This window comes from Arachidicoccus ginsenosidivorans (assembly GCF_007971385.1).
Lineage (GTDB): Bacteria > Bacteroidota > Bacteroidia > Chitinophagales > Chitinophagaceae > Arachidicoccus > Arachidicoccus ginsenosidivorans.
The window spans coordinates 1,232,272-1,250,913 of record NZ_CP042434.1; the positions used below are offsets into that span (position 1 = coordinate 1,232,272).

Below are 18,642 nucleotides of genomic sequence, written 5' to 3' on the forward strand. Positions count from 1 at the left end.
ATGAAAATAAGGTATGCTCTTCTGCTAGGCACCTGTCTGGCGCTTACCGCGCTTAAAGTTAAGGCGCAAACTGATAACATCGAGCTTAGCGACAAACAAAATCTGTTAATCAAACGATTGGACATCAAACTCAGGGGTGATTCTGTGATGCGTTTTACAACGGTAAAGCCTTTTGACCGTAAACGAATTACTGAAAGAATGGAACGAATAGATTCCCTGGATAAGGTAGGTGCATTAGGGGAAACCTTAACCGATGTTGACCGGTACAACCTGAGGAGCCTGCTAATGAATAATCAAGACTGGACCCGGTATTATACAGATTCTTTCGGTGTGAGAAAACCTATTTTCAATACCTTTTTCAAAACACCGGCCCACTTATATGCTGTTTCCAAACCAGAATATAGTCTGATTGTCGATCCGCTGTTAAACCTGCAGTTTGGGCATTCAAGTGACGGAACCAGTACTTATGTCAATCAAAGAGGGATCCGGGTTCGCGGCCAGGTAGATCAAAGATTAGGATATTATCTCTTTTTCTCTGAAAATCAGGAGCGTGACCCTTTATATGTAAGGCAATACACGGATGCACATTACGCTTTACCTGGCAAAGGTTATTATAAGCATTATGGTAAAAATGGCTATGACTACTTCGATGTTCGTGGTGGTATTACCTTCCATGCGGGCAAGAACATTGATTTTCAGTTAGGATATGATAGGTTCTTTATAGGTGATGGCTACCGGAGTCTGTTTTTAAGTGATAATAGCGCCCCCTTTTACTTTGTGAAATTTGGTGTGCAGGCGGGAAATGTAAAGTATACGGCCGTTGGTGCGCAGACCATTGCCTCTTTTATTCCTAATTCAGATTCTACCAGGCCCAGAAATTATATGATGTTTCATTATTTGACCTGGCAAGCCACTGACTGGCTGAAAATTGGTCTGTATGAGAATACGATGTATAATTCTAAGATTAATGGTGGCCTGCAGGTAAGCTATCTGAATCCGGCGATTTTCAACCGTTCTATGTCCCAGAATACGGGCAATAGTGCTAAATCCAGTATCGGACTTGATTTTAAGGCTAATTTTGCCAAGCACTTTGAACTTTATGGTCAATGGTTAATCAATGAATTCCATATTGACAAGGCATTTAAATTCGGAGACGGGAACTGGGTCAATAAATTTGGCTTCCAGCTAGGTGGTAAATATGTAGATGCCTTTACTATTAAAAACCTGGATCTGCAGTTAGAAGGCAATCTGGTCCGTCCTTTTACTTATATGGATAAATGGGCACAAAATAATTTCTTACATTATAATCAACCACTGGCCCATCCACTTGGCTCGAACTTTAAGGAACTGGTCGGCATCGCCAATTATCAGCCTATACCCCGACTGAATATTGAATTTATGGCCTCTTTATATAGAAAAGGGCTGGATACAGCAGCGGCCTATGTTACTTCTATTGATCAGCCTAATAATGGAGGGGATTTATTCAGGAATTACAAGGATCACCGAATCAGCGATGATGGTTACTTCCCTGGTGATGGTGTACGTTTAAATGGATTACTGGGCTCTCTGACAGCTTCTTATGAAATTATCCAGAATCTGTATTTTGATGCGAATTTCACCTACCGTCGTCATGATATTGAGACCATCCCTAAAGACCACGTTAAAATGTTCATGTTTGGCCTAAGATGGAACATGGCCAGACGCAGTTTTAACTTTTAAGCATAAATTTTAATAATTTAAAGGCGCGCAGTTTTTCTACGCGCCTTTTTCGTTTTAAATTTGCTTGCATGAAGACGTATCAGCATCTTTTTTTCGATTTAGACCATACCATCTGGGATTTTGAGGCCAATGCAAAAGATGCCCTCAAGGAGAGTTATCTGCACCATGAACTGGCACTTAGGGGAATTGAGCCTTTTGAAAGCTTTTATGAGAAGTATTCTTTTCATAATAAGCGACTTTGGGATCGTTACACCAAGGGGTTGATTATACAAAGAGAGCTCAAATGGAAAAGGATGTTTTTGACCTTGCTGGATTTTAAAATCGGTGATGAACCGCTGGCCAGAAGCCTGAGTCAGGACTTTTTGGACCGGCTCCCTATTCGTACCAAGGTCTTCCCCTATACTTTTGAGATTCTGGATTATCTAAAGCAAAAGCAGTACCGCTTACATCTGATTACCAACGGCTTTAACCGGATTCAGGAGCTAAAACTAGTCAATGCAGGATTGCAGGGATATTTTGAAGTGATGATTACCTCTGAACAAAGTGGCTGTCTAAAACCCAATGCCGGCATTTTTGAATATGCCATGCAGATGACTGGTGCAACCCCGGAAACCAGCATAATGATCGGCGATAACCTGGTGGCAGATATCCAAGGGGCCGCCAATTTTGGGATGGACAGTATCTTTACCAATCATATTGAGGACGCCAGTCAACATGTAGCGACTTATGAAGTCAGACATTTGAAGCAATTGGAAGATATATTCTAATAATTCGTAAGCTGGAACCTGGGGGAAAACACCTTGCAGTATATTGCTGTTTTCTACTACTCAAAATCCCTGAATAGTTTGTTGTTTGTTGTTTGTTGTTTGCTGTTTGCTCTTTAACTTTAACCATTCAATACCTGATACATAAAAACTGAACCTGCCGCTACCGAAGTAATGGGGGCTATGTGTAAAGTTTGCCACTAGAACTGTGCGCCTGATTTAGTTGATAATCTTTCCCTTACTTTCTGATAGCTTTTGCTGCCACTTTTGACGCTCTGCAACTGTTAAACGTTCAAAGCTTGTTTCTTCCCCCACAATTTTTAATGGATATTTACTGCGGTATGACCGGGTTAGATTGCCCGGAAATTTCTGATTCGTTACATTGGGATCATTTTCAAAATGACCAGTCGGCTCTACTCTATACACCCGTTCTGGTCCCTCCCCTTTTGCCAATGCGGCGGCAAGGCCTGCACCTCCAATTAAAGCTGTAAAATAAATATGATGCATTACTAAATCCGTTGCATAATTGGACTTTTCACCAGCTGTAAGCAGGTCTCCAATCTGAAGATCCGCTTTGGTTCCATGATAAAAAGGGCCGGTTTCTCTAAGCGATATGGGTGTAGCACAAACCTGCTCAGATAAGCTGTTGTATTTATTTTCAGCTTCGGCGTTCCCAAGCGCAGCGTAGCACCAGGCTATTTTTTGGTATATAATCTCAAGTGCACTGCCAGTTGCAACGCTATTTACCTTTTGCGCCATATCTAAGGACGTTTGTAGCCACCGCAATTGATCCGCCACTTTTTCCTTGCTGCGGCCAATAAAAAAGGCGGCAATAAAGCGCTCAAAATCATGGGTGGACGCTTCCCATGCGCTATGGTATAAAGCCGCAGCTTTTTCTTTGGGATTTATCTTTTGCACTTTTACTTGAAATGGCTGAGGCCCGGCTTCCAAAGCCATTGCCTGCATACAAAGTTGAATTACTGGATTGGTAGGATTGAATTCCATGATAAGAATAATGCTTTTGAATTTAATAAATATTAGAATCAGCATTGTTTACTTAACAAAAACGAGCCCAAAATAAGCCAAAAATAAGCTGAAAACTATTTTGGGTATTTACTATGGCTCTCGGCTATTATTGGCTGGTTACGATAAAAGTAAAAATTTCTATCCTTAACTCTTAAGGGAAAAATGTTTGGTAGCCGCCTTTCTGGCGGGGACCCACGCTGCAAGTAAGGCGACAATAAAGACCGTTACGCCTACCAGCAGAAAATCAAGTATATGCATTTTCACTGGATAATAATCAACTACAAAGGTGCCTCCTTCTAATTTGAGCAAATGAAATTTTTGTTGTAAAACACAGACAATAAAAGCAATAAACATACCCATCAGCCCACCAAGGCCTGCGAGCAAAAAGCCTTCCGTCAGAAAAATCTTCTGGATTACTTTCTGACTGGCGCCCAGTGCTTTTAATATGGCTATATCTTTTCTTTTTCCAAAACCAACATGGTGAGTGCACCCACCATATTAAAGGCTGCAATAATCAGTATAATGGACAGTATGATATAGATAATCCATTTTTCCATCTGCATGACGGTAAACAGGCTCTGATTTTGCTGAAACCTTGTTTCCACCAGGTATTTATTTCCGAGCTGTTGTTGTATTTTCTTTTGTACCCTGAATAGATCGGCCTCAGGTTTAATGGCGATCGCTACTTCGGTATAATAATTTTTGGGAAGTTCCACCATATAGCGCAAAAACGCCAGATTGGTGAACGCATATTTATTATCAAAGCCTTCCTGAATTCTGAAAATGCCTACTTCCTTAATCTCATAAGCGTTCATTGCGGATTGCAAATCCGTCTTGTTGTTACTATTTCTATTGGGTAGATAAACGGCTAAAGGGATAGTAGAATTGGCGTCTGCCCCTATACTGCTGGCAATCCCACCCCTAATACCAGTTGTGGTGCGCGTTCTACACCCAATCCATAATGACCATTTTGTTCAATATGCCTGGCCAGATGTACCACATGGTCATAATTGCTGTCTACGCCTTTTAACACGGCAATAGACTGGTATTCCCCATTGGTGAGTAATGCCTTTTCTCCAATTACCAGGCTTAGATCTTTGATTTCATGAATGGTATGTAGTCTGCTGATCTGGCTGGAATCCAAAGTCATATACTTACCTGTTCTGGCCATGACCCTCAGATCAGGGTAAAAATCGCCATACATCGATTTTACCAGATTTTGAAACCCATTGAATACACTCAACACAAGAATCAGGGCAGCGGCACCTACAGCGATGGCAATCACGCTGATCCAACTAATGATGTTGATCGCAGTGGTTGATTTTTTAGATTTAAAATATCGCCAGGCGAAAAGAAAATTCATGTGCGTGAGGGAGTTATTTAGGCCTTTGCTACCAGTTTCTTAAAAACGCCCGGTCGGCTCAAATATTATATTTAATCGTTATTTTTATCGGAATTATGGTTAATCTTTGCCAGTAGCTCTTCAATATGGAAGACTTGATCCAGGGTATCATCTAAATAATAATGGATGACCGGAATTCTTCTTAATTGCTTACCTAACTTTTGGGCAATCCCTTTTTTTATCTCCCAGGCCTTTTGCTCAATACGCTGTAAAGCAGCCTGAGTATCAGCTACCTGGAAAAAACTTAGGTATATTCTGGCTTCTAATAAATCTGGCGTTACTTTTACATCTGCAATAGAAATCATACCTCCGCCCATCATATTGAGTCCCAAATGCCGGAAGATGCTATTAATCTCTTCTTTTATGACGCTGGCCACCTGTTTTTGTCGTTTCCCCTCTTGCATAATCTTTACACTTAATTGGCTGTAAAAATAGTTACTTTTGCACTCTACCACTGAGAAACAATGAAGAAATTTAAAAGAATATTTAAGTATCTGGGTTATTATAAAGCAAAACTGGCCACTTATGGAGTACTCACCATATTGGGGACGGTTTTTGGCGTCTTCTCCCTGGGAATGCTGGCTCCTTTTATCTCGTTGATTGTCTCTGATGCAGATAATGGAGCAGGTGATCTGATTAAATCTAAGGCGGTCGGCCAAAACGTGTCCGATATGCTCAATGAGTTGATGACAGACCACGGCAAAATCTATACCCTGGGCGCTGTCTGTGTACTGATCATTATCCTGACGCTCCTCAAAAATCTTTGTATTTATGGATCTAATGTCATGTCTGCTCCTATCAGAAGCTCCATTGTCCGCCATCTGCGCAGTGATTTGTATCAAAAAACACTGATTTTGCCTATTGGCTTTTTTACGGAGCAGAAAAAGGGGGATATTATTTCCAGAATGACCAATGATGTTGCTGAAGTGGATGCCTCTGTGGTTAGTACCCTGGAAGGATTGATTAAAGATCCGCTGACGATCCTTGGTTACCTGATTGCTATGATTATTATTAGTCCGCTGCTTTCCATTGGCCTGTTTATTTTGCTACCGCTGACTGCCATTTTAATTGGCCGGGTTAGCCGTTTGCTGAAACGGCAATCCAAGGAAATGTCTGAACAACTCAGTGTGGCGCTGTCATTAATTGATGAGACGCTTTCAGGCATGCGTGTAGTGAAAGCCTTTTTAGCTGAAAAACTACTCGGTCAGAAATTTGAAAAGGTCAATGACCGAATGTTCACTGTCAGAAACAAAATGGCCAGAAGAAGAGACCTGGCTTCTCCCATGACTGAAGTTTTGGGTGTTATTGTACTCGCGGCCATCTTATTTTTCGGCGGTCTTTTGGCCATTAAATACAAGACTTTGTCAGGCGGTGACTTACTGAGTTATATCGCTATGTTCGCCATTATTATCAATCCGGCCAAATCCCTTTCAACTGCTTTTTTTAATATGCAAAGGGGTGGTGCAGCACTGGATAGAATTGAACAATTACTCAACACACCACTGGTTATTGAAGATCACGGCAAACAGGCGCTGGACTTTAAAAATCAAATTGAATTTAAAAATGTCAGCTTTGGTTATGGACCGGATAATCTGATCCTTAAAAACATCAACCTGACGATCCCGAAAGGTAAAACTGTTGCACTTGTTGGCAGCAGTGGTGCGGGTAAAAGTACACTGGCCGATCTGGTACCTAGATTCCATGACGTAACTTCAGGAGAATTATTGATTGATGGCGTAAATATCAAGGATTATTCCTTAGGCTCCCTTAGAAGTCATATCAGCATCGTTACGCAGGAACCCATTTTATTTAATGATAGTATTGCGGGTAATATTGCGCTTGGTAAAACGGATGCAACTGATGCTGAGATTCAGGAGGCCGCTAAAATTGCCAATGCCTATCAGTTTATTGAAAAAAAGGAAGGTGGACTTCAGTCCAATGTCGGGGACCGTGGTGGTAAACTGAGTGGCGGTGAAAAACAAAGACTAACCATTGCCAGAGCAGTGGTTAAAAATCCGCCTATTTTAATTCTGGATGAAGCTACCTCTTCCCTGGATACGGAAAGCGAAAGACTGGTCCAGGATGCCATAAATAAAATGATGAGCAACCGCACTTCTCTGGTGATTGCCCATAGACTCAGCACCATCCGTAATGCAGATGAAATCATTGTGCTACAAGGCGGTGAGATCCGGGAAAGAGGTAACCATGACCTTCTTATGGCCATCCCAGATGGCATTTATCAAAGACTGGTCAAGATCCAGGCGGTAAAATAGTCCCTGTAATTTAATTTATTTTCATTTTCATTTCCATATCCTCGTTCGCTCCTTCTTGGTAAGAAGGAGCGAAGATTTTTGCTTTGCAGATTACTATCCATTATCCAATTAGTCTACTGCTTATGCACCAGACATTGGTTAGATCGACGCTTTGCGGAAGGAATATTTTTACTACCTCTTAGACATCCGCATGATTTATGATAGAAATTATTAAGAATTAATAAATTTTTATTGTTTATCGATAAATTATTACCGATATTTGATTATTCATATTTTTACCAATTTTAAAATATTGCGATCATGGAAGCAAAAAGTGAAAAGATCAAATCAGTTTTGGTGTTCCTTTTTTGGGTGGCCTTTATTAGTTGCTGTATTGGGGCAGGCGTTTTTTTGGTGGGCTATCTGCGTCAGATCATTACCCATAATTATACATTAAAATTATGGACCAGGATTTTAGTCCCCTTTTGAGCGTTGGATTGGCTACTTACCACCTTTTTATGGTGATTAATCTAGGCTTAATTATCTTATTCGCCATATTGTTATTTCAGATATTGCAACTTTTTCGATTATTAGCAGTGGAGGATCCATTCCATAAAACCTTATCCCGATTGTTGCTAAAAATTGCGCAGACTTTTTATGGTGTGCCACCCTGTCTGTCCTGGAAATGGCTATTTGTAGTCTTGTACCGCATTTTCATCCTGAATCAGCCTCTGATAGCTCAGACATTTTCACTTTTCTTCTTATGGCAGCCGTTTTATACCTGATCGCTCAAGTATTTAGAAAAGGCGAAAACCTGCAAGCAGAAAATGAGTTAACCGTCTAACCCTTAATTTCTTATAACTTTATGCCTATAATTGTCAATCTGGATGTAATGATGGCCAGACGAAAGATGTCGCTGGGGGAGCTTTCCGAAAAGGTCCAGGTTACGCTGTCCAACCTATCCATCCTTAAAACCGGCAAGGCCAAAGCGATCCGTTTTAGTACATTGGAAGCTATTTGCGAGGCCCTGCAATGCCAGCCGGGAGATCTGTTAGAATATCTGCCAGGTGACACGCGATATGATACGCTGGACAATACGCCAGACAACAGCAAGTTCAAATAATTGATGCAGCAAATAAGATGCATATTGACCATTGATCCCGTATTCTTAGCGCTGAATGGATTTAAATAACCAAATTTATAATATATATCGTAATCGATAAAATAGAATGTGGTGCATATACTGCCACCAATTTTACCGTTGCCGGCTGATTAAATTGGCCAAAAATTTACGTTTAGCCTGTATAATGACGTGTTCAAATAGTTGAACCTCCGGGCATTTTTGAAAAAGATCATGGCTGAGTTGCCACCCATTGATATCCTTATTGATGACGGCAGACATACCGTGAAGTAACAGATCGTATCTTTTGAAGAGATTTTCTCCTATATCAAATCCGATGGGCTCTATCTTTGTGACGACCTGCATACCTCCTACTGGCCTATTTATGGTGGTGGCTATCAACGCAGAAATTCCTTTATTGAACACAGCTGCATTGAATCGATTCCATTAATGCCTTCCATAGCCAGAGTCCAAAGTTAAAGGTGACTGACTTTACCCCTATTTCCCAATCAATTATCCATCATTGACCCATAAACATACTAACGGGGCACTGTTTTCAGTGCCCCGCATAGGTACTTATTTTTAAAAACTAATCTCGTGTGTCTTATGTGCCTGGCTCCTCTTGCCTACTTCTACTTACTTAGGAACGGTCAATGGAGGTTCTGCCTGCTGGCAGTTGTTCACTGGCCGGAGAATCCGTATCTAACAGATCATTAAAGCATTGCTGTAAGATCTGGTCTTTCTTTTTCATAAATTGATCCGTTTTGCCATCTGGCAGGTGAAGATCATAAAACTGACCATCTGATAAGGCTTTATCAAAATTCGGATTGATCTTATCAAAATCGGCCTCTTTAATATCTAATACCTTACAAATAGCAGCCTTTTTATAAATCCCTTTTATTCTAACCACATTCGTATTGCCTATCAGCTCTATGACCTCATTTCCGTCCTCGCTGGCGGCCAGTTCCTCTTTTAATTTCTTGGTTTCTTTAGCACTCATGGTGGTGATCCCGCCACTGCCTTCAAAGAAATAATGGGTGCTGATGAACTTTTTAACGTGATTACGCGTCTCCTTGGGTAAATAATATTGCACTTTCCAGAAATCTTTACTGCCACCGGCTGCTTTGATAGCCTTATTGACACCACCCACGCCGGCATTATAAGCTGCAATGGTGAGTAGCCAATCATGGTAGCGATTGTGTAAAGAAGTGAGCAGTTTTGCTGCAGCTTCTGTGCTTCTGGCCAGATCGGTTCTGTAATCATGTCCGTTTTTCAATAGTCCATAGCGGACGGCTTCATCTGGCATCAACTGCCAATAGCCTAACGCACCTGAACGCATCCTGAGATGTGCCTTGAGACTGCTCTCAATGACGGCCAGATATTTAAGCTGAGTGGGCAAATGATATTCTTCCAGTATTCTATCCATGGTCGCAAACATACCTTTGGCTGAAGATTTCATTCGCGTTAAATCCGTATATTCTCTACGAATATAACTGTCTGCAAAATCTTCTACCTTGCTGTTTAAGTCGACCTTGACTTCAGAAAGATCTATGGTAGCTGGTTTTATGCCTTCAGTTGTAGGGTCCAGTGTGACCGGCTTAGTCTTTGGTAGCAGGCTTACGAACCCTTTAGGCCCCTTGGCCTTTAATTTTGTGTCTTTACCCGGGGCAGGAAGCAAATCTCCAGAATAACTGGTAAATGACATCATTGACAAAGCAAAGCCACTCATCAACACTAGGCCAATAAGGTACTTTATACCTGTCAAAGTCAAAAAATTCTCCTTAATCCGGGAAACTAAACTCCGCTTCATTCATTTTTTTTTCGTTACAATACTTCCCCTACGGCAGATTTTTAGCTGCATTTGGGGCTTAACTGAGAAAAAATGCGTCTGCATTCATCCTGAACGGTAGTACCTATTAATCAAGGTAAACCGGATGCAAAGAAGTCTTTTTGTGAGGATTACGTATTATATTGATCTTAATTTTTACCTTCTGCTTGCATCAATTGATCCGAAAGAGTCAGCAAAGATAACTCTTTTAATTGATCTGACATCAGCTGTATACCAAAAGGTATGCCATCATTATTTCGGAAAAGCGGTAATGAGATACCAGGGATGCCGACCAGATTGGCAAAAACAGTATAAATATCAGCCAGATACATCTCAGTAGCGTCTGCCTGCTTTTCGCCTAATTTGAAGGCAACACAAGGTGCATTGGGGGAGATTAATGCATCGAAATTGTTAAAAATTTCTGCCGACTTTTCTTGGAGCAATCTTCTAATTTGTTGTGCTTTAGCAAAATAAGCATCGAAGTAAAATGCACTTAACACAAAAGTCCCCAGCATAATTCTTTTTTTTACTTCCTTACCGAAGCCTTCACTACGATTTCTTTTGTAAAACTCTGTTAAATCGCTGCATTCAGCTGCAGTCTGGTGACCAAATTTTACCCCATCATATCTGGAAAGATTAGTGGAGGCTTCTGCTGTTGTCAGCACATAATAGGTTGGAACCACATAATCAAGGAGTTCAAATTCAATGGGGGTCACCGTATGCCCCTGGGCAATCAATCTTTCAATGAGGCCCGTAATAGCGGATTTGATTTCCGGGTCCAGGCTGGGGTGTTCCAGCGCCTGACGAAAATAAGCCAGTTTGTATTTCTTATCTGCTTTTACAGCGGGAGCGAGTAATTGGCTGTAGGCTTCCACCGGTGCCTGACTTACAGTACTGTCCATCTGATCTTCTCCTGCAATAACTTCCAGAACCAAGGCTGCGTCGGGAACAGTACTAGAAAAGATACCTATCTGATCAAAGGTCGAAGCATAGGCAATCAATCCATATCTGGAAATGCGTCCATAAGATGGTTTGAGTCCTATGACTCCGCAAAAGTCCGCGGGCTGGCGCACAGAGCCACCGGTATCACTACCCAGACTCACCATACAAAGCCCCGCCTGAACAGCTACCGCTGAGCCGCCGGAGGACCCGCCGGGCACCCTTGTGTGATCGGCATCATTGAGTACGGCTCCGTACGCAGAATGCTCGCTACTGGAGCCCATCGCAAATTCATCACAGTTTTGCCGGCCAATGATAATGGCGCCTTCTTTCAGTAAGCGGTCCACCACAGTTGCATTATAAACAGCGGTATATTTTGCCAGCATTTTTGAACTGGCGCTTAGTGTATGATTCTGATAACTGATGACATCTTTCAGTCCTATGACCACGCCATGAAGTTTGCCTAAAGGGGCACCTGCACTCCGGGCGTCATCTAATTGCCTGGCTCTCTCAATGGCTTCTTTTTCAAATACTTCCAAAAAAGCATTGAGGTTGCTTTTCTCAGATATGCGCAATAAAAAATGATTTACAGCCTCCTGGCAACTGGTGCGCTGGTGCTGTAAATCATCTAAATAATTTTTAATAGAGGTAAAACTAAACAGAACGGTAATTATTTATAGCTCCGCCATAAGCGGTGCTTCCATGAATAATAACTTGCCTGCACCTCTTCTCTCCCTTTAGGATGCAAAAGGTAACAGTTTGAAAAACCGGCCACTAACCATACGCTACACTCCCTGAAAAAATCCATCGTAGGATTCATTAGTTGTGGCAGCGTGGTGGAATTTATTTATCTGTTGCTACTGTGTCAACCGGCTCAATGGTTTCTACAGTTTTAGTCGTAACTGTTTTAGCCTGATCTTTATCTTTCATGCCTTCCTCCAACTCCTTACGAACGCTGTCTTTGGCATCATTGAACTCACGCACACCTTTACCCAGACCGCGCATAAATTCAGGAATTTTACGACTACCAAAAAGGACCAGAATCACAACTGCGATTAATAAAATTTCTGAAAATCCAATATCTCCCATGATGATGTGGTTTTATAATTAAGTGAACGACAAAGATAGCTATTTTATTGAACTGAAAAACTTTGGTTTAATTTTTTAACACCCGAATTTTTTACAGTTGCGCCGTCCGATTTTAAGCAATCTGTCCCATATGTTTAAGGAAACTTACATGCGATATAAATGCCTGATACATACGCTTATACTCGATGTAGGTAACATTATATTCTTTGCAGGCTTGCTTGACAATTTTATTGATTGCTGGATAATGTACATGGGAAATTTTAGGGAAAAGATGATGCTCTACCTGAAAATTGAGCCCCCCTACATACCAGGAGATGATCTTGCTATGTGTTGCAAAATTAGCCGTCGTCTTTAATTGGTGGACCGCCCACTCATCTTGTAACTTACCGGTTGAAATATCCGGCACAGGAAACACGGTATCTTCTACTGTATGTGCCAGCTGGAATACAACACTTAAGATAAGCCCTGCTGTCAAAGAGAAGACCAGATAGCCGATAATCCATTTAGTAAAACCTACCTGGATAATGGGGATTACGATAAACAGGCAGTAATACACTGCTTTAAATCCCCAAAACAGAATATGATCCACGGATTTCATTTTCTTAAGGGGCATCGTTCCTATTTTCTTTCTGAAATACTTCTGATAATCACTCAGTAAGGTCCAATAAATATGCAAAATGGAATAAAATAACCAGAAATATATATGCTGGAACTTGTGCATTTTATATTTTTTCTGTGTGGAGGCCATTCTAAGGAAAGGCTTGGCATCAATATCATCATCCACCCCGTCAATATTGGTAAAGGCATGGTGAATAATATTATGTTTCATATTCCACATAAATTGGCTTGCCCCTACGATTTCTGCAGAATAGGCTGCAATCTTATTGACGGAGTGATATTTACTGAAACTGCCATGACCGCCATCATGCATCACGTTGAATCCTACCCCGGAAATCAACGCACCTATGACCATACATAGCAAAATATTCAGCCAGATGCTGGGCGGGGTGAAAAATACGACTTGAATATAACAATATATAAGTGCACTATATAATATAATGGCTTTGCTATATATACGGGCACCGCCGGTTACGCTCTGGCCGGTGCTGGCAAAATAATCATTGATGCGATTTTTGAGTTCTACATGGAAAGAGTTGCCGCTCTTTGGAAATTTAGGTACTGCCATTTTTAATTAAATCCGTTTAATGTTGATGTGAATGTTAAAGGATGAAGCGATCAAAACTGCTGATGCCCAGGGCACGGGTTTTAATATACCCTTCCCCGAATTCAGCACCGATTCTTTTGCCAAATAACCTGGCTCTTGACTCCACTCCTTGCATAAACTGTGGCTTGGAAATATAGGTTTGTACCCCATCGCCGGCCACAACATTAAATTGTGTCGTATAACTTAGAATCGCTTCCTGTCTCTGATTAAATGTATCCGAAATATCAAATATAAAATCTGGTTCGATATAATCATCCTGGATGTAATGATATAGATGCTTGGGTCTCCAGGCTGCCTGCGGCTGCCCCTGATCCTGATCTGTCGTTTCTATGCGGATCAGTCCAGATAAAAATGCAGCTTCTTTGACCAGCTGTGAACTGCGTCCATGATCCGGATGTCGGTCATGAGGTGCATTGCAAATCAAAACTTCGGGCTGATATTTTCTGATTGCCCGGATCACTTTTAGGGTGTTCTCTTCACTAATCTGAAAAAATCCATCTGCCATTGCCAGATTCTCACGGGCGGAAAGTTGTAAAATCTTGGCGGCGGCCTGCGCTTCCTGATGTCTGGTCTCTGCCGTTCCTCTGGAACCTAGTTCACCTTTTGTCAGATCTACTACCGCTACTTTTTTCCCTTCTCTTACCGAGGCTATAATCGCCCCTCCACAACCCAATTCTACGTCATCTGGATGAACACCAACGGCTAATATATCTACTTTCATCAATAATTGTTGTTGCTGATACGCTCAATACCCATCAAAGATACCTCATTTTGTCAAAAAGGCACCTTAAAGTTCACCTTTGTTCGGATCTATTCAGCTTAATATCCATAATAGGCTGCTGCCTGCTGTGCGAGGATTTCTATAGAACGGTCATCTCTTGCCCCGTCATAGCTTTGTTTTAGAGAAGATCCAAAGATTTTGGCAACACCCTGATACACAACTGCTGAAAAATCCCCTTTGTATTCATCAATGATCTCGTAACAACTATTGCCCGTTTCCCGGTTGATGAGTTTCATCAAAACTTTACCCTGATAGACAGATAGGTTACGTAATTTACTGGAGAATTTTTCTTTAAGTTCCTTTTCGTGGCTTTTAATAATTTTTTTGCGTTTGCGTTTATTGGTAACCCCTACCAGCTCCTGATTAATCTGATTGATCACTGAGCCTGCCGCCTTCGCATAAGGATAGGTCACGTAAACCGCATTTTTTAGCCGACCCCAGGCTTGATAATACTTGCGCCATTTGGCGGTCATCTGGGCAAATAAATAAAGGGGTTCCAGTTCGCTGGTGGGTACCGGGATACCGGTCTCCGTAAAAGTTAATTCTACCCGGATCGAATCATAGGGACCTAATTGTAAGGAAGATGATAGCTGTTGCGCTAAGAGCTGCCGACCGACAAGTAGGGAACTTATCAGGATAAACGGACGCATTATTTTGCTAATTGCTTTCATCTTCTGGATACGCCTATAAAAGTAAAGGAATTCTTCAATCTGCAAAAATAAACGCTAAATATTTTGCTTCGAGGTTCAAATCGTTAAAATCCCTGCCAATAAAACGTTATTTCGAGTACATTTGCGACATGGCTCTGGAAAAAATTATCAGCGATTGGCAAAAAGGCCATTTTAAACCTATCTACTGGCTAGAGGGGGATGAACCCTATTATATTGACCAGATTGTTAATTATGCAGAAAAGAAGCTACTGACGGAGTCGGAAGCCGGTTTTAACCTGACGATTTTCTATGGTCGGGATGCCTCCTGGACGGATGTTGCCAACACCTGCAAAAGATTCCCCATGTTTGCTGAAAGGCAGGTGGTACTGCTCAAAGAAGCCCAGTACATGAAAGACATTGCTAAACTGGAGTCTTATTGTGAGAAACCACAGCCAGGCACGGTGCTTATCATTAGTTATAAGGATAAAAAGCTGGATAGCAGAACAAAATTCAGTAAGGTCATTAAAAAAAACGGGGAAATCGCCACTTTTAAAAAAGTACCTGACTGGAAACTGGCTGAATGGATCACCGGCAGGATAAAGGAGCTGGGCTACCAGGCAACGCCAAAGACCATTGTGCTGCTGGCCGAGCACATTGGCAATGATCTTTCCCGTATTAACAATGAGCTGAGTAAACTGGCGGTTAACTTGAAAGACCGCACGAGTATAACGGAAGACGATATTGAAACCTATATCGGGATCAGCAAAGATTATAATGTCTTTGAACTCCAAAGAGCCGTGGCCAGTAAGGATCTTGCTAAAACTATCAGTATCATTCAGTATTTTGCAAAGAATCCCAAAGCAGCTCCTGTGCAGGTTATTCTCCCTACTTTATATAATTTCTTTGCCAAGACCTCTATGGTCTTCTATGCGGGTAATTCTGAGGCTGCTGTGGCCAGCGCCCTGGGCGTTGCTCCTTATTTTGCCAAAGACTACCTGGCAGCCGCAAGGCTTTATGGAGCTGGTGGTGTAGACAAGACCCTGCTCTTACTGCATACGTATAACCTCAAAGGCATTGGGATTAATAATGGAGGGGCCAGTGAAAGTGACCTGCTTAAGGAACTGGTGGTTAAAATCATGGCATAATCACAGCCTATCAATTGTGTATCTTGCTGTCAGGTCTTTGGGGTGGTTGCTGCCTTGCAATTGTCACAGATGCCGCAAGGTTTTGCCAGCGTCTGACCAAAATAGGCGGCCAGCATTTGCGGGCGGCATTTGCTGGTCTGCTGAATATATCGCAGTAGCATCTCCAGACGCCACTCGAACCATTTTTTTCGTTTTTCATAACGCTCATGATCAAATACGAGGGAACTGGCAGGTGCCCTGCCGGTCAAAAAATGGATTTGCGGCAAATTACGGGCAGGCATATAGCGAATGAATCCTGCCTGGTTTAAGCCAAAGAGTATTTTTCTAAGTCGGGCCTCATCTAAATACAATTGCCAGGCAATCTGACTTTCTCTGATCGTAACGGCTTCCATAAAAATATGTTCATAATGGCGCATCAGATAATCCAGCACTTCTGCTGGTTCTTTTACGCCTTCCACATAAGCAGCAACCTCGGCCCTGGAAGCGGTAATCTTTAATTTGGAGGGCAGATACACCTGTTCTAAATAGGTGATCAGACCTGATTGTTCCAGATTTTTTAAAATACTGTGTACCTGCAACGGATTCCACTTAAATTTTAAGGCAAAATCAGCGATCATAAAACTAAAAAAGCGGTCTTCTCCCAGTCCGACAGGGAGTTTAAGATAATCCGCCAGATGCTGATAAAATTGTTGGATGGTTGCAAAAGGCGGATATAATAAGGCAGGCAGGTTTTGCTGCTGCTGCAGATCAGCCGGGGTGTATAGTAGTACGGCGCTGGCAGCCTGCATGTCTCTGCCAGCACGTCCTGCCTGTTGATAATAAGATTCTAAATTATCGGTGGGGCCGTAATGAACAACCAGTCTGACATCTGGTTTATCGATACCCATGCCAAAGGCGCTGGTAGCGACCATAATAGCGGGATTATTTTCCAACCACTGTTTGCTGACACTTTCTCTTTGGTCATGCTCCAGCCCAGCATGGTAATAGCCTGCTGGATACCCCTCAGCGCTGAGTAATGCAGCCAGCTGCTCTGTCACCCGCCGGCTGCGGGCATAAATGAGCGTGCTTTGTCCCTCGTGACGGCCGAGGTAACCAAACAGGGTCTCTTGTTTTTCATTTTCATCCACGCAGGCATGAACCGTATAGCTTAACTTAGGCCTGGCAAAATCCTGACAGCAAATTTCGGGATCTTTGAAATCCAATTGTTGCAATATGTCTTTTTGTACAGCAGGCGTGGCGCTGGCTGTTAGCGCCAGGCAGGCAACATGATTCAGTTCTTTTCTAACCTTGCCAATATTTAAATAGGCCGGCCTGAAATCATACCCCCACTCCGCAATGCAGTGCGCTTCATCTACCACCAAAAGCTGTACCTGTATATGACGAATACACCTTAAAAATCCAATGGAATCCAATCTTTCAGGAGAAACGTATAGAAACCGGTAAAGTCCTGCCTGCAGATCATCATACAAACGGACAATTTCAGTGGAGCCCAGCCCGCTATGCAAGGCTGCAGCTGGTATGCCTCTTTGCTTTAAATGGCTGACTTGATCTTGCATAAGGGCAATCAAGGGGGATACGACCAGGCATAAACCGTCCCGCATTAAGGCAGGAACCTGAAAACACAAGGATTTACCGCCACCAGTAGGCATAATGGCCAGTACATCCTTGCCGGCCATAACGGCTGTTATTACCTCCTGTTGAATACCTCTTAGGCTGTCAAAGCCCCAGTACTCTTTTAAGATATGTTGTATGTGCTGTTGCTGATCCATGTTTCTGTATCCTTACTGCTTTATCCTTTAGCTGTGCGCTCTGTTACCGATATCCCTTATTTTAGGTAAAAATAGACCCTTTTGTTATTCCCTCCCCAATTAAAAACATAAATTGTCCTAAGATAGCTAGGTGGTGCGCTGTAAATGGAACTATACTACTTGATAGGACTAAAATACTGGGCATTTGCACTACCTTTAAGGTATAATTATCCAAATTGAAATATATTAGAAATTAAAAGTCCAAGTGGTACTACACATCAAAAATATGGTTTGTCCCCGTTGTGTTAAAGCGGTGGAAGACCTGGCAAGGCAAATGGGGTTGACAGGTGCACAGGTAGAGTTAGGCATCTTAACTCTACCTGATGGTGTCCGGGAGGGTAAAAGCCTGGACCAAAAAAAGTTGGAGGAATTATCCAATAGGCTACATGTCCTTGGTTTTGAACTAATCGATTCGCAAAAGGCCCGCCTGATAGAGCAAATCAAAAAGGAGGTGATTTTTTTGGCAAGAAAAGCGGATGGGGAGAAACCCAAAGAGAACCTTTCTCTTATACTGTCCAAAAAATTGCATGTTGACTACAATCATCTAAGTGCTTTATTTTCTGCTTCTGAGGGGCAGACCATAGAAAAATACCATATTGCCCAACGCATTGAATTTGTAAAAGAACTACTCGTCTATGACGAGTTGACCCTAAGTCAAATTGCTTTTAACCTGGGTTATAGCAGTACCGCCCATTTAAGTGCTCAGTTCAAAAAGGTAACCGGACTTACCGCCTCGCATTTTAAAAACATAAAGGACCTGAAAAGAAAATTTTGACAGATATATAATGGGTAAGTCTATCCAGTGATAAGCTGCTATTTGCCTGCTGAGAACCTTACCCTGAATACACTTACCAAATATTGCATTATCTGTCTTTAAAAGTTGAAAATCTATAA

20 protein-coding genes are annotated in these 18,642 nt (G+C 42.0%); 7 read left to right on the forward strand and 13 right to left on the reverse strand.

Going from position 1 to position 18,642, the window contains the following annotated elements; translation table 11 throughout:
- Positions 1-1,719 (forward strand): capsule assembly Wzi family protein, encoded by a 1,719-nt coding sequence (locus tag FSB73_RS04985; protein ID WP_146780385.1) that lies wholly within the window; start codon positions 1-3, stop codon positions 1,717-1,719.
- 68 nt (positions 1,720-1,787) lie between these two features.
- Positions 1,788-2,486, forward strand: coding sequence for a YjjG family noncanonical pyrimidine nucleotidase (locus FSB73_RS04990; RefSeq protein WP_146780387.1), 699 nt, complete (start codon positions 1,788-1,790; stop codon positions 2,484-2,486).
- 216 nt (positions 2,487-2,702) lie between these two features.
- On the opposite strand, the gene FSB73_RS04995 is transcribed toward FSB73_RS04990, so the two are convergent.
- The 5 genes from FSB73_RS04995 to rbfA all read right to left on the reverse strand — a co-directional run bounded on the left by FSB73_RS04995 (position 2,703) and on the right by rbfA (position 5,315).
- Entirely contained in the window at positions 2,703-3,488 is a 786-nt protein-coding gene (locus FSB73_RS04995) for an NAD(+)--rifampin ADP-ribosyltransferase (RefSeq protein WP_146780388.1), read from the reverse strand.
- 165 nt (positions 3,489-3,653) lie between these two features.
- Positions 3,654-3,962, reverse strand: coding sequence for an FtsX-like permease family protein (locus FSB73_RS24145; RefSeq protein ID WP_225974775.1), 309 nt, complete (start codon positions 3,960-3,962; stop codon positions 3,654-3,656).
- Positions 3,959-4,336, reverse strand: coding sequence for an ABC transporter permease family protein (locus tag FSB73_RS24150; RefSeq protein WP_225974494.1), 378 nt, complete (start codon positions 4,334-4,336; stop codon positions 3,959-3,961). The genes FSB73_RS24145 and FSB73_RS24150 overlap by 4 nt, the downstream gene beginning before the upstream one ends.
- Positions 4,337-4,407: 71 nt before the next feature.
- Entirely contained in the window at positions 4,408-4,872 is a 465-nt protein-coding gene (locus FSB73_RS24155; protein WP_225974495.1) for an ABC transporter permease, read from the reverse strand.
- A 71-nt stretch (positions 4,873-4,943) separates the two neighbouring features.
- Entirely contained in the window at positions 4,944-5,315 is a 372-nt protein-coding gene (gene rbfA / locus FSB73_RS05005) for a 30S ribosome-binding factor RbfA (protein ID WP_146780390.1), read from the reverse strand.
- A 60-nt stretch (positions 5,316-5,375) separates the two neighbouring features.
- On the opposite strand from rbfA, the gene FSB73_RS05010 reads away from it, so the two are divergent.
- The 3 genes from FSB73_RS05010 to FSB73_RS05015 all read left to right on the forward strand — a co-directional run bounded on the left by FSB73_RS05010 (position 5,376) and on the right by FSB73_RS05015 (position 8,286).
- Complete coding sequence (locus FSB73_RS05010) at positions 5,376-7,184, forward strand: ABC transporter ATP-binding protein (protein ID WP_146780392.1); 1,809 nt, start codon at positions 5,376-5,378, stop codon at positions 7,182-7,184.
- 300 nt (positions 7,185-7,484) lie between these two features.
- Positions 7,485-7,652 (forward strand): hypothetical protein, encoded by a 168-nt coding sequence (locus FSB73_RS23205; RefSeq protein ID WP_158639419.1) that lies wholly within the window; start codon positions 7,485-7,487, stop codon positions 7,650-7,652.
- A 376-nt stretch (positions 7,653-8,028) separates the two neighbouring features.
- Positions 8,029-8,286, forward strand: coding sequence for a helix-turn-helix domain-containing protein (locus FSB73_RS05015; protein WP_146780394.1), 258 nt, complete (start codon positions 8,029-8,031; stop codon positions 8,284-8,286).
- A 132-nt stretch (positions 8,287-8,418) separates the two neighbouring features.
- Here FSB73_RS05015 and FSB73_RS05020 read toward each other — a convergent pair whose 3' ends face one another.
- The 7 genes from FSB73_RS05020 to FSB73_RS05050 form a co-directional block, all read right to left on the reverse strand.
- Positions 8,419-8,709 carry a hypothetical protein gene (locus tag FSB73_RS05020; RefSeq protein ID WP_146780396.1) on the reverse strand — a complete coding sequence of 97 codons (291 nt, stop codon included), beginning with the start codon at positions 8,707-8,709 and terminating at the stop codon, positions 8,419-8,421.
- Positions 8,710-8,923: 214 nt separating this feature from the next.
- Entirely contained in the window at positions 8,924-10,093 is a 1,170-nt protein-coding gene (locus tag FSB73_RS05025; protein ID WP_146780397.1) for a lytic transglycosylase domain-containing protein, read from the reverse strand.
- 167 nt (positions 10,094-10,260) lie between these two features.
- On the reverse strand, positions 10,261-11,724 hold the full coding sequence (gatA, locus tag FSB73_RS05030) for an Asp-tRNA(Asn)/Glu-tRNA(Gln) amidotransferase subunit GatA (RefSeq protein WP_317132864.1): 1,464 nt from the start codon (positions 11,722-11,724) through the stop codon (positions 10,261-10,263).
- A 169-nt stretch (positions 11,725-11,893) separates the two neighbouring features.
- A complete protein-coding gene (locus FSB73_RS05035; RefSeq protein WP_146780400.1) occupies positions 11,894-12,139 on the reverse strand; it encodes a Sec-independent protein translocase subunit TatA/TatB in 246 nt (81 codons plus the stop codon).
- A 112-nt stretch (positions 12,140-12,251) separates the two neighbouring features.
- On the reverse strand, positions 12,252-13,325 hold the full coding sequence (locus tag FSB73_RS05040; RefSeq protein ID WP_146780401.1) for a fatty acid desaturase family protein: 1,074 nt from the start codon (positions 13,323-13,325) through the stop codon (positions 12,252-12,254).
- A gap of 34 nt (positions 13,326-13,359) precedes the next feature.
- Complete coding sequence (gene bshB1, locus FSB73_RS05045) at positions 13,360-14,085, reverse strand: bacillithiol biosynthesis deacetylase BshB1 (RefSeq protein WP_146780403.1); 726 nt, start codon at positions 14,083-14,085, stop codon at positions 13,360-13,362.
- A gap of 98 nt (positions 14,086-14,183) precedes the next feature.
- Positions 14,184-14,795, reverse strand: coding sequence for a DUF4294 domain-containing protein (locus FSB73_RS05050; protein ID WP_225974496.1), 612 nt, complete (start codon positions 14,793-14,795; stop codon positions 14,184-14,186).
- Between the two features lie 149 nt (positions 14,796-14,944).
- On the opposite strand from FSB73_RS05050, the gene holA reads away from it, so the two are divergent.
- The gene (gene holA / locus FSB73_RS05055) at positions 14,945-15,940 is read left to right on the forward strand and encodes a DNA polymerase III subunit delta (protein WP_146780406.1); all 996 of its coding nucleotides are present in this window, start codon (positions 14,945-14,947) and stop codon (positions 15,938-15,940) included.
- Positions 15,941-15,969: 29 nt separating this feature from the next.
- Here holA and FSB73_RS05060 read toward each other — a convergent pair whose 3' ends face one another.
- Complete coding sequence (locus tag FSB73_RS05060; RefSeq protein WP_146780408.1) at positions 15,970-17,709, reverse strand: RecQ family ATP-dependent DNA helicase; 1,740 nt, start codon at positions 17,707-17,709, stop codon at positions 15,970-15,972.
- A gap of 244 nt (positions 17,710-17,953) precedes the next feature.
- Between FSB73_RS05060 and FSB73_RS05065 the strand changes: the two genes are divergently transcribed.
- The gene (locus FSB73_RS05065) at positions 17,954-18,523 is read left to right on the forward strand and encodes a helix-turn-helix domain-containing protein (protein ID WP_225974497.1); all 570 of its coding nucleotides are present in this window, start codon (positions 17,954-17,956) and stop codon (positions 18,521-18,523) included.
- The last annotated feature ends 119 nt before the right edge of the window (positions 18,524-18,642 follow it).

Excerpts from the sequence above, each read along its gene's own strand:
- FSB73_RS05050 (WP_225974496.1), bottom strand. The coding sequence starts at position 14,795 with ATGCGTCCGTTTATCCTGATAAGTTCCCTACTTGTCGGTCGGCAGCTC.
- holA (WP_146780406.1), top strand. The coding sequence starts at position 14,945 with ATGGCTCTGGAAAAAATTATCAGCGATTGGCAAAAAGGCCATTTTAAA.
- FSB73_RS05040 (WP_146780401.1), bottom strand. The coding sequence starts at position 13,325 with ATGGCAGTACCTAAATTTCCAAAGAGCGGCAACTCTTTCCATGTAGAA.
- FSB73_RS05010 (WP_146780392.1), top strand. The coding sequence starts at position 5,376 with ATGAAGAAATTTAAAAGAATATTTAAGTATCTGGGTTATTATAAAGCA.
- FSB73_RS04990 (WP_146780387.1), top strand. The coding sequence starts at position 1,788 with ATGAAGACGTATCAGCATCTTTTTTTCGATTTAGACCATACCATCTGG.
- FSB73_RS05015 (WP_146780394.1), top strand. The coding sequence starts at position 8,029 with ATGCCTATAATTGTCAATCTGGATGTAATGATGGCCAGACGAAAGATG.
- bshB1 (WP_146780403.1), bottom strand. The coding sequence starts at position 14,085 with ATGAAAGTAGATATATTAGCCGTTGGTGTTCATCCAGATGACGTAGAA.
- FSB73_RS04995 (WP_146780388.1), bottom strand. The coding sequence starts at position 3,488 with ATGGAATTCAATCCTACCAATCCAGTAATTCAACTTTGTATGCAGGCA.
- FSB73_RS04985 (WP_146780385.1), top strand. The coding sequence starts at position 1 with ATGAAAATAAGGTATGCTCTTCTGCTAGGCACCTGTCTGGCGCTTACC.
- FSB73_RS24155 (WP_225974495.1), bottom strand. The coding sequence starts at position 4,872 with ATGAATTTTCTTTTCGCCTGGCGATATTTTAAATCTAAAAAATCAACC.
- rbfA (WP_146780390.1), bottom strand. The coding sequence starts at position 5,315 with ATGCAAGAGGGGAAACGACAAAAACAGGTGGCCAGCGTCATAAAAGAA.
- FSB73_RS05035 (WP_146780400.1), bottom strand. The coding sequence starts at position 12,139 with ATGGGAGATATTGGATTTTCAGAAATTTTATTAATCGCAGTTGTGATT.
- FSB73_RS23205 (WP_158639419.1), top strand. The coding sequence starts at position 7,485 with ATGGAAGCAAAAAGTGAAAAGATCAAATCAGTTTTGGTGTTCCTTTTT.
- FSB73_RS05025 (WP_146780397.1), bottom strand. The coding sequence starts at position 10,093 with ATGAAGCGGAGTTTAGTTTCCCGGATTAAGGAGAATTTTTTGACTTTG.
- FSB73_RS05060 (WP_146780408.1), bottom strand. The coding sequence starts at position 17,709 with ATGGATCAGCAACAGCACATACAACATATCTTAAAAGAGTACTGGGGC.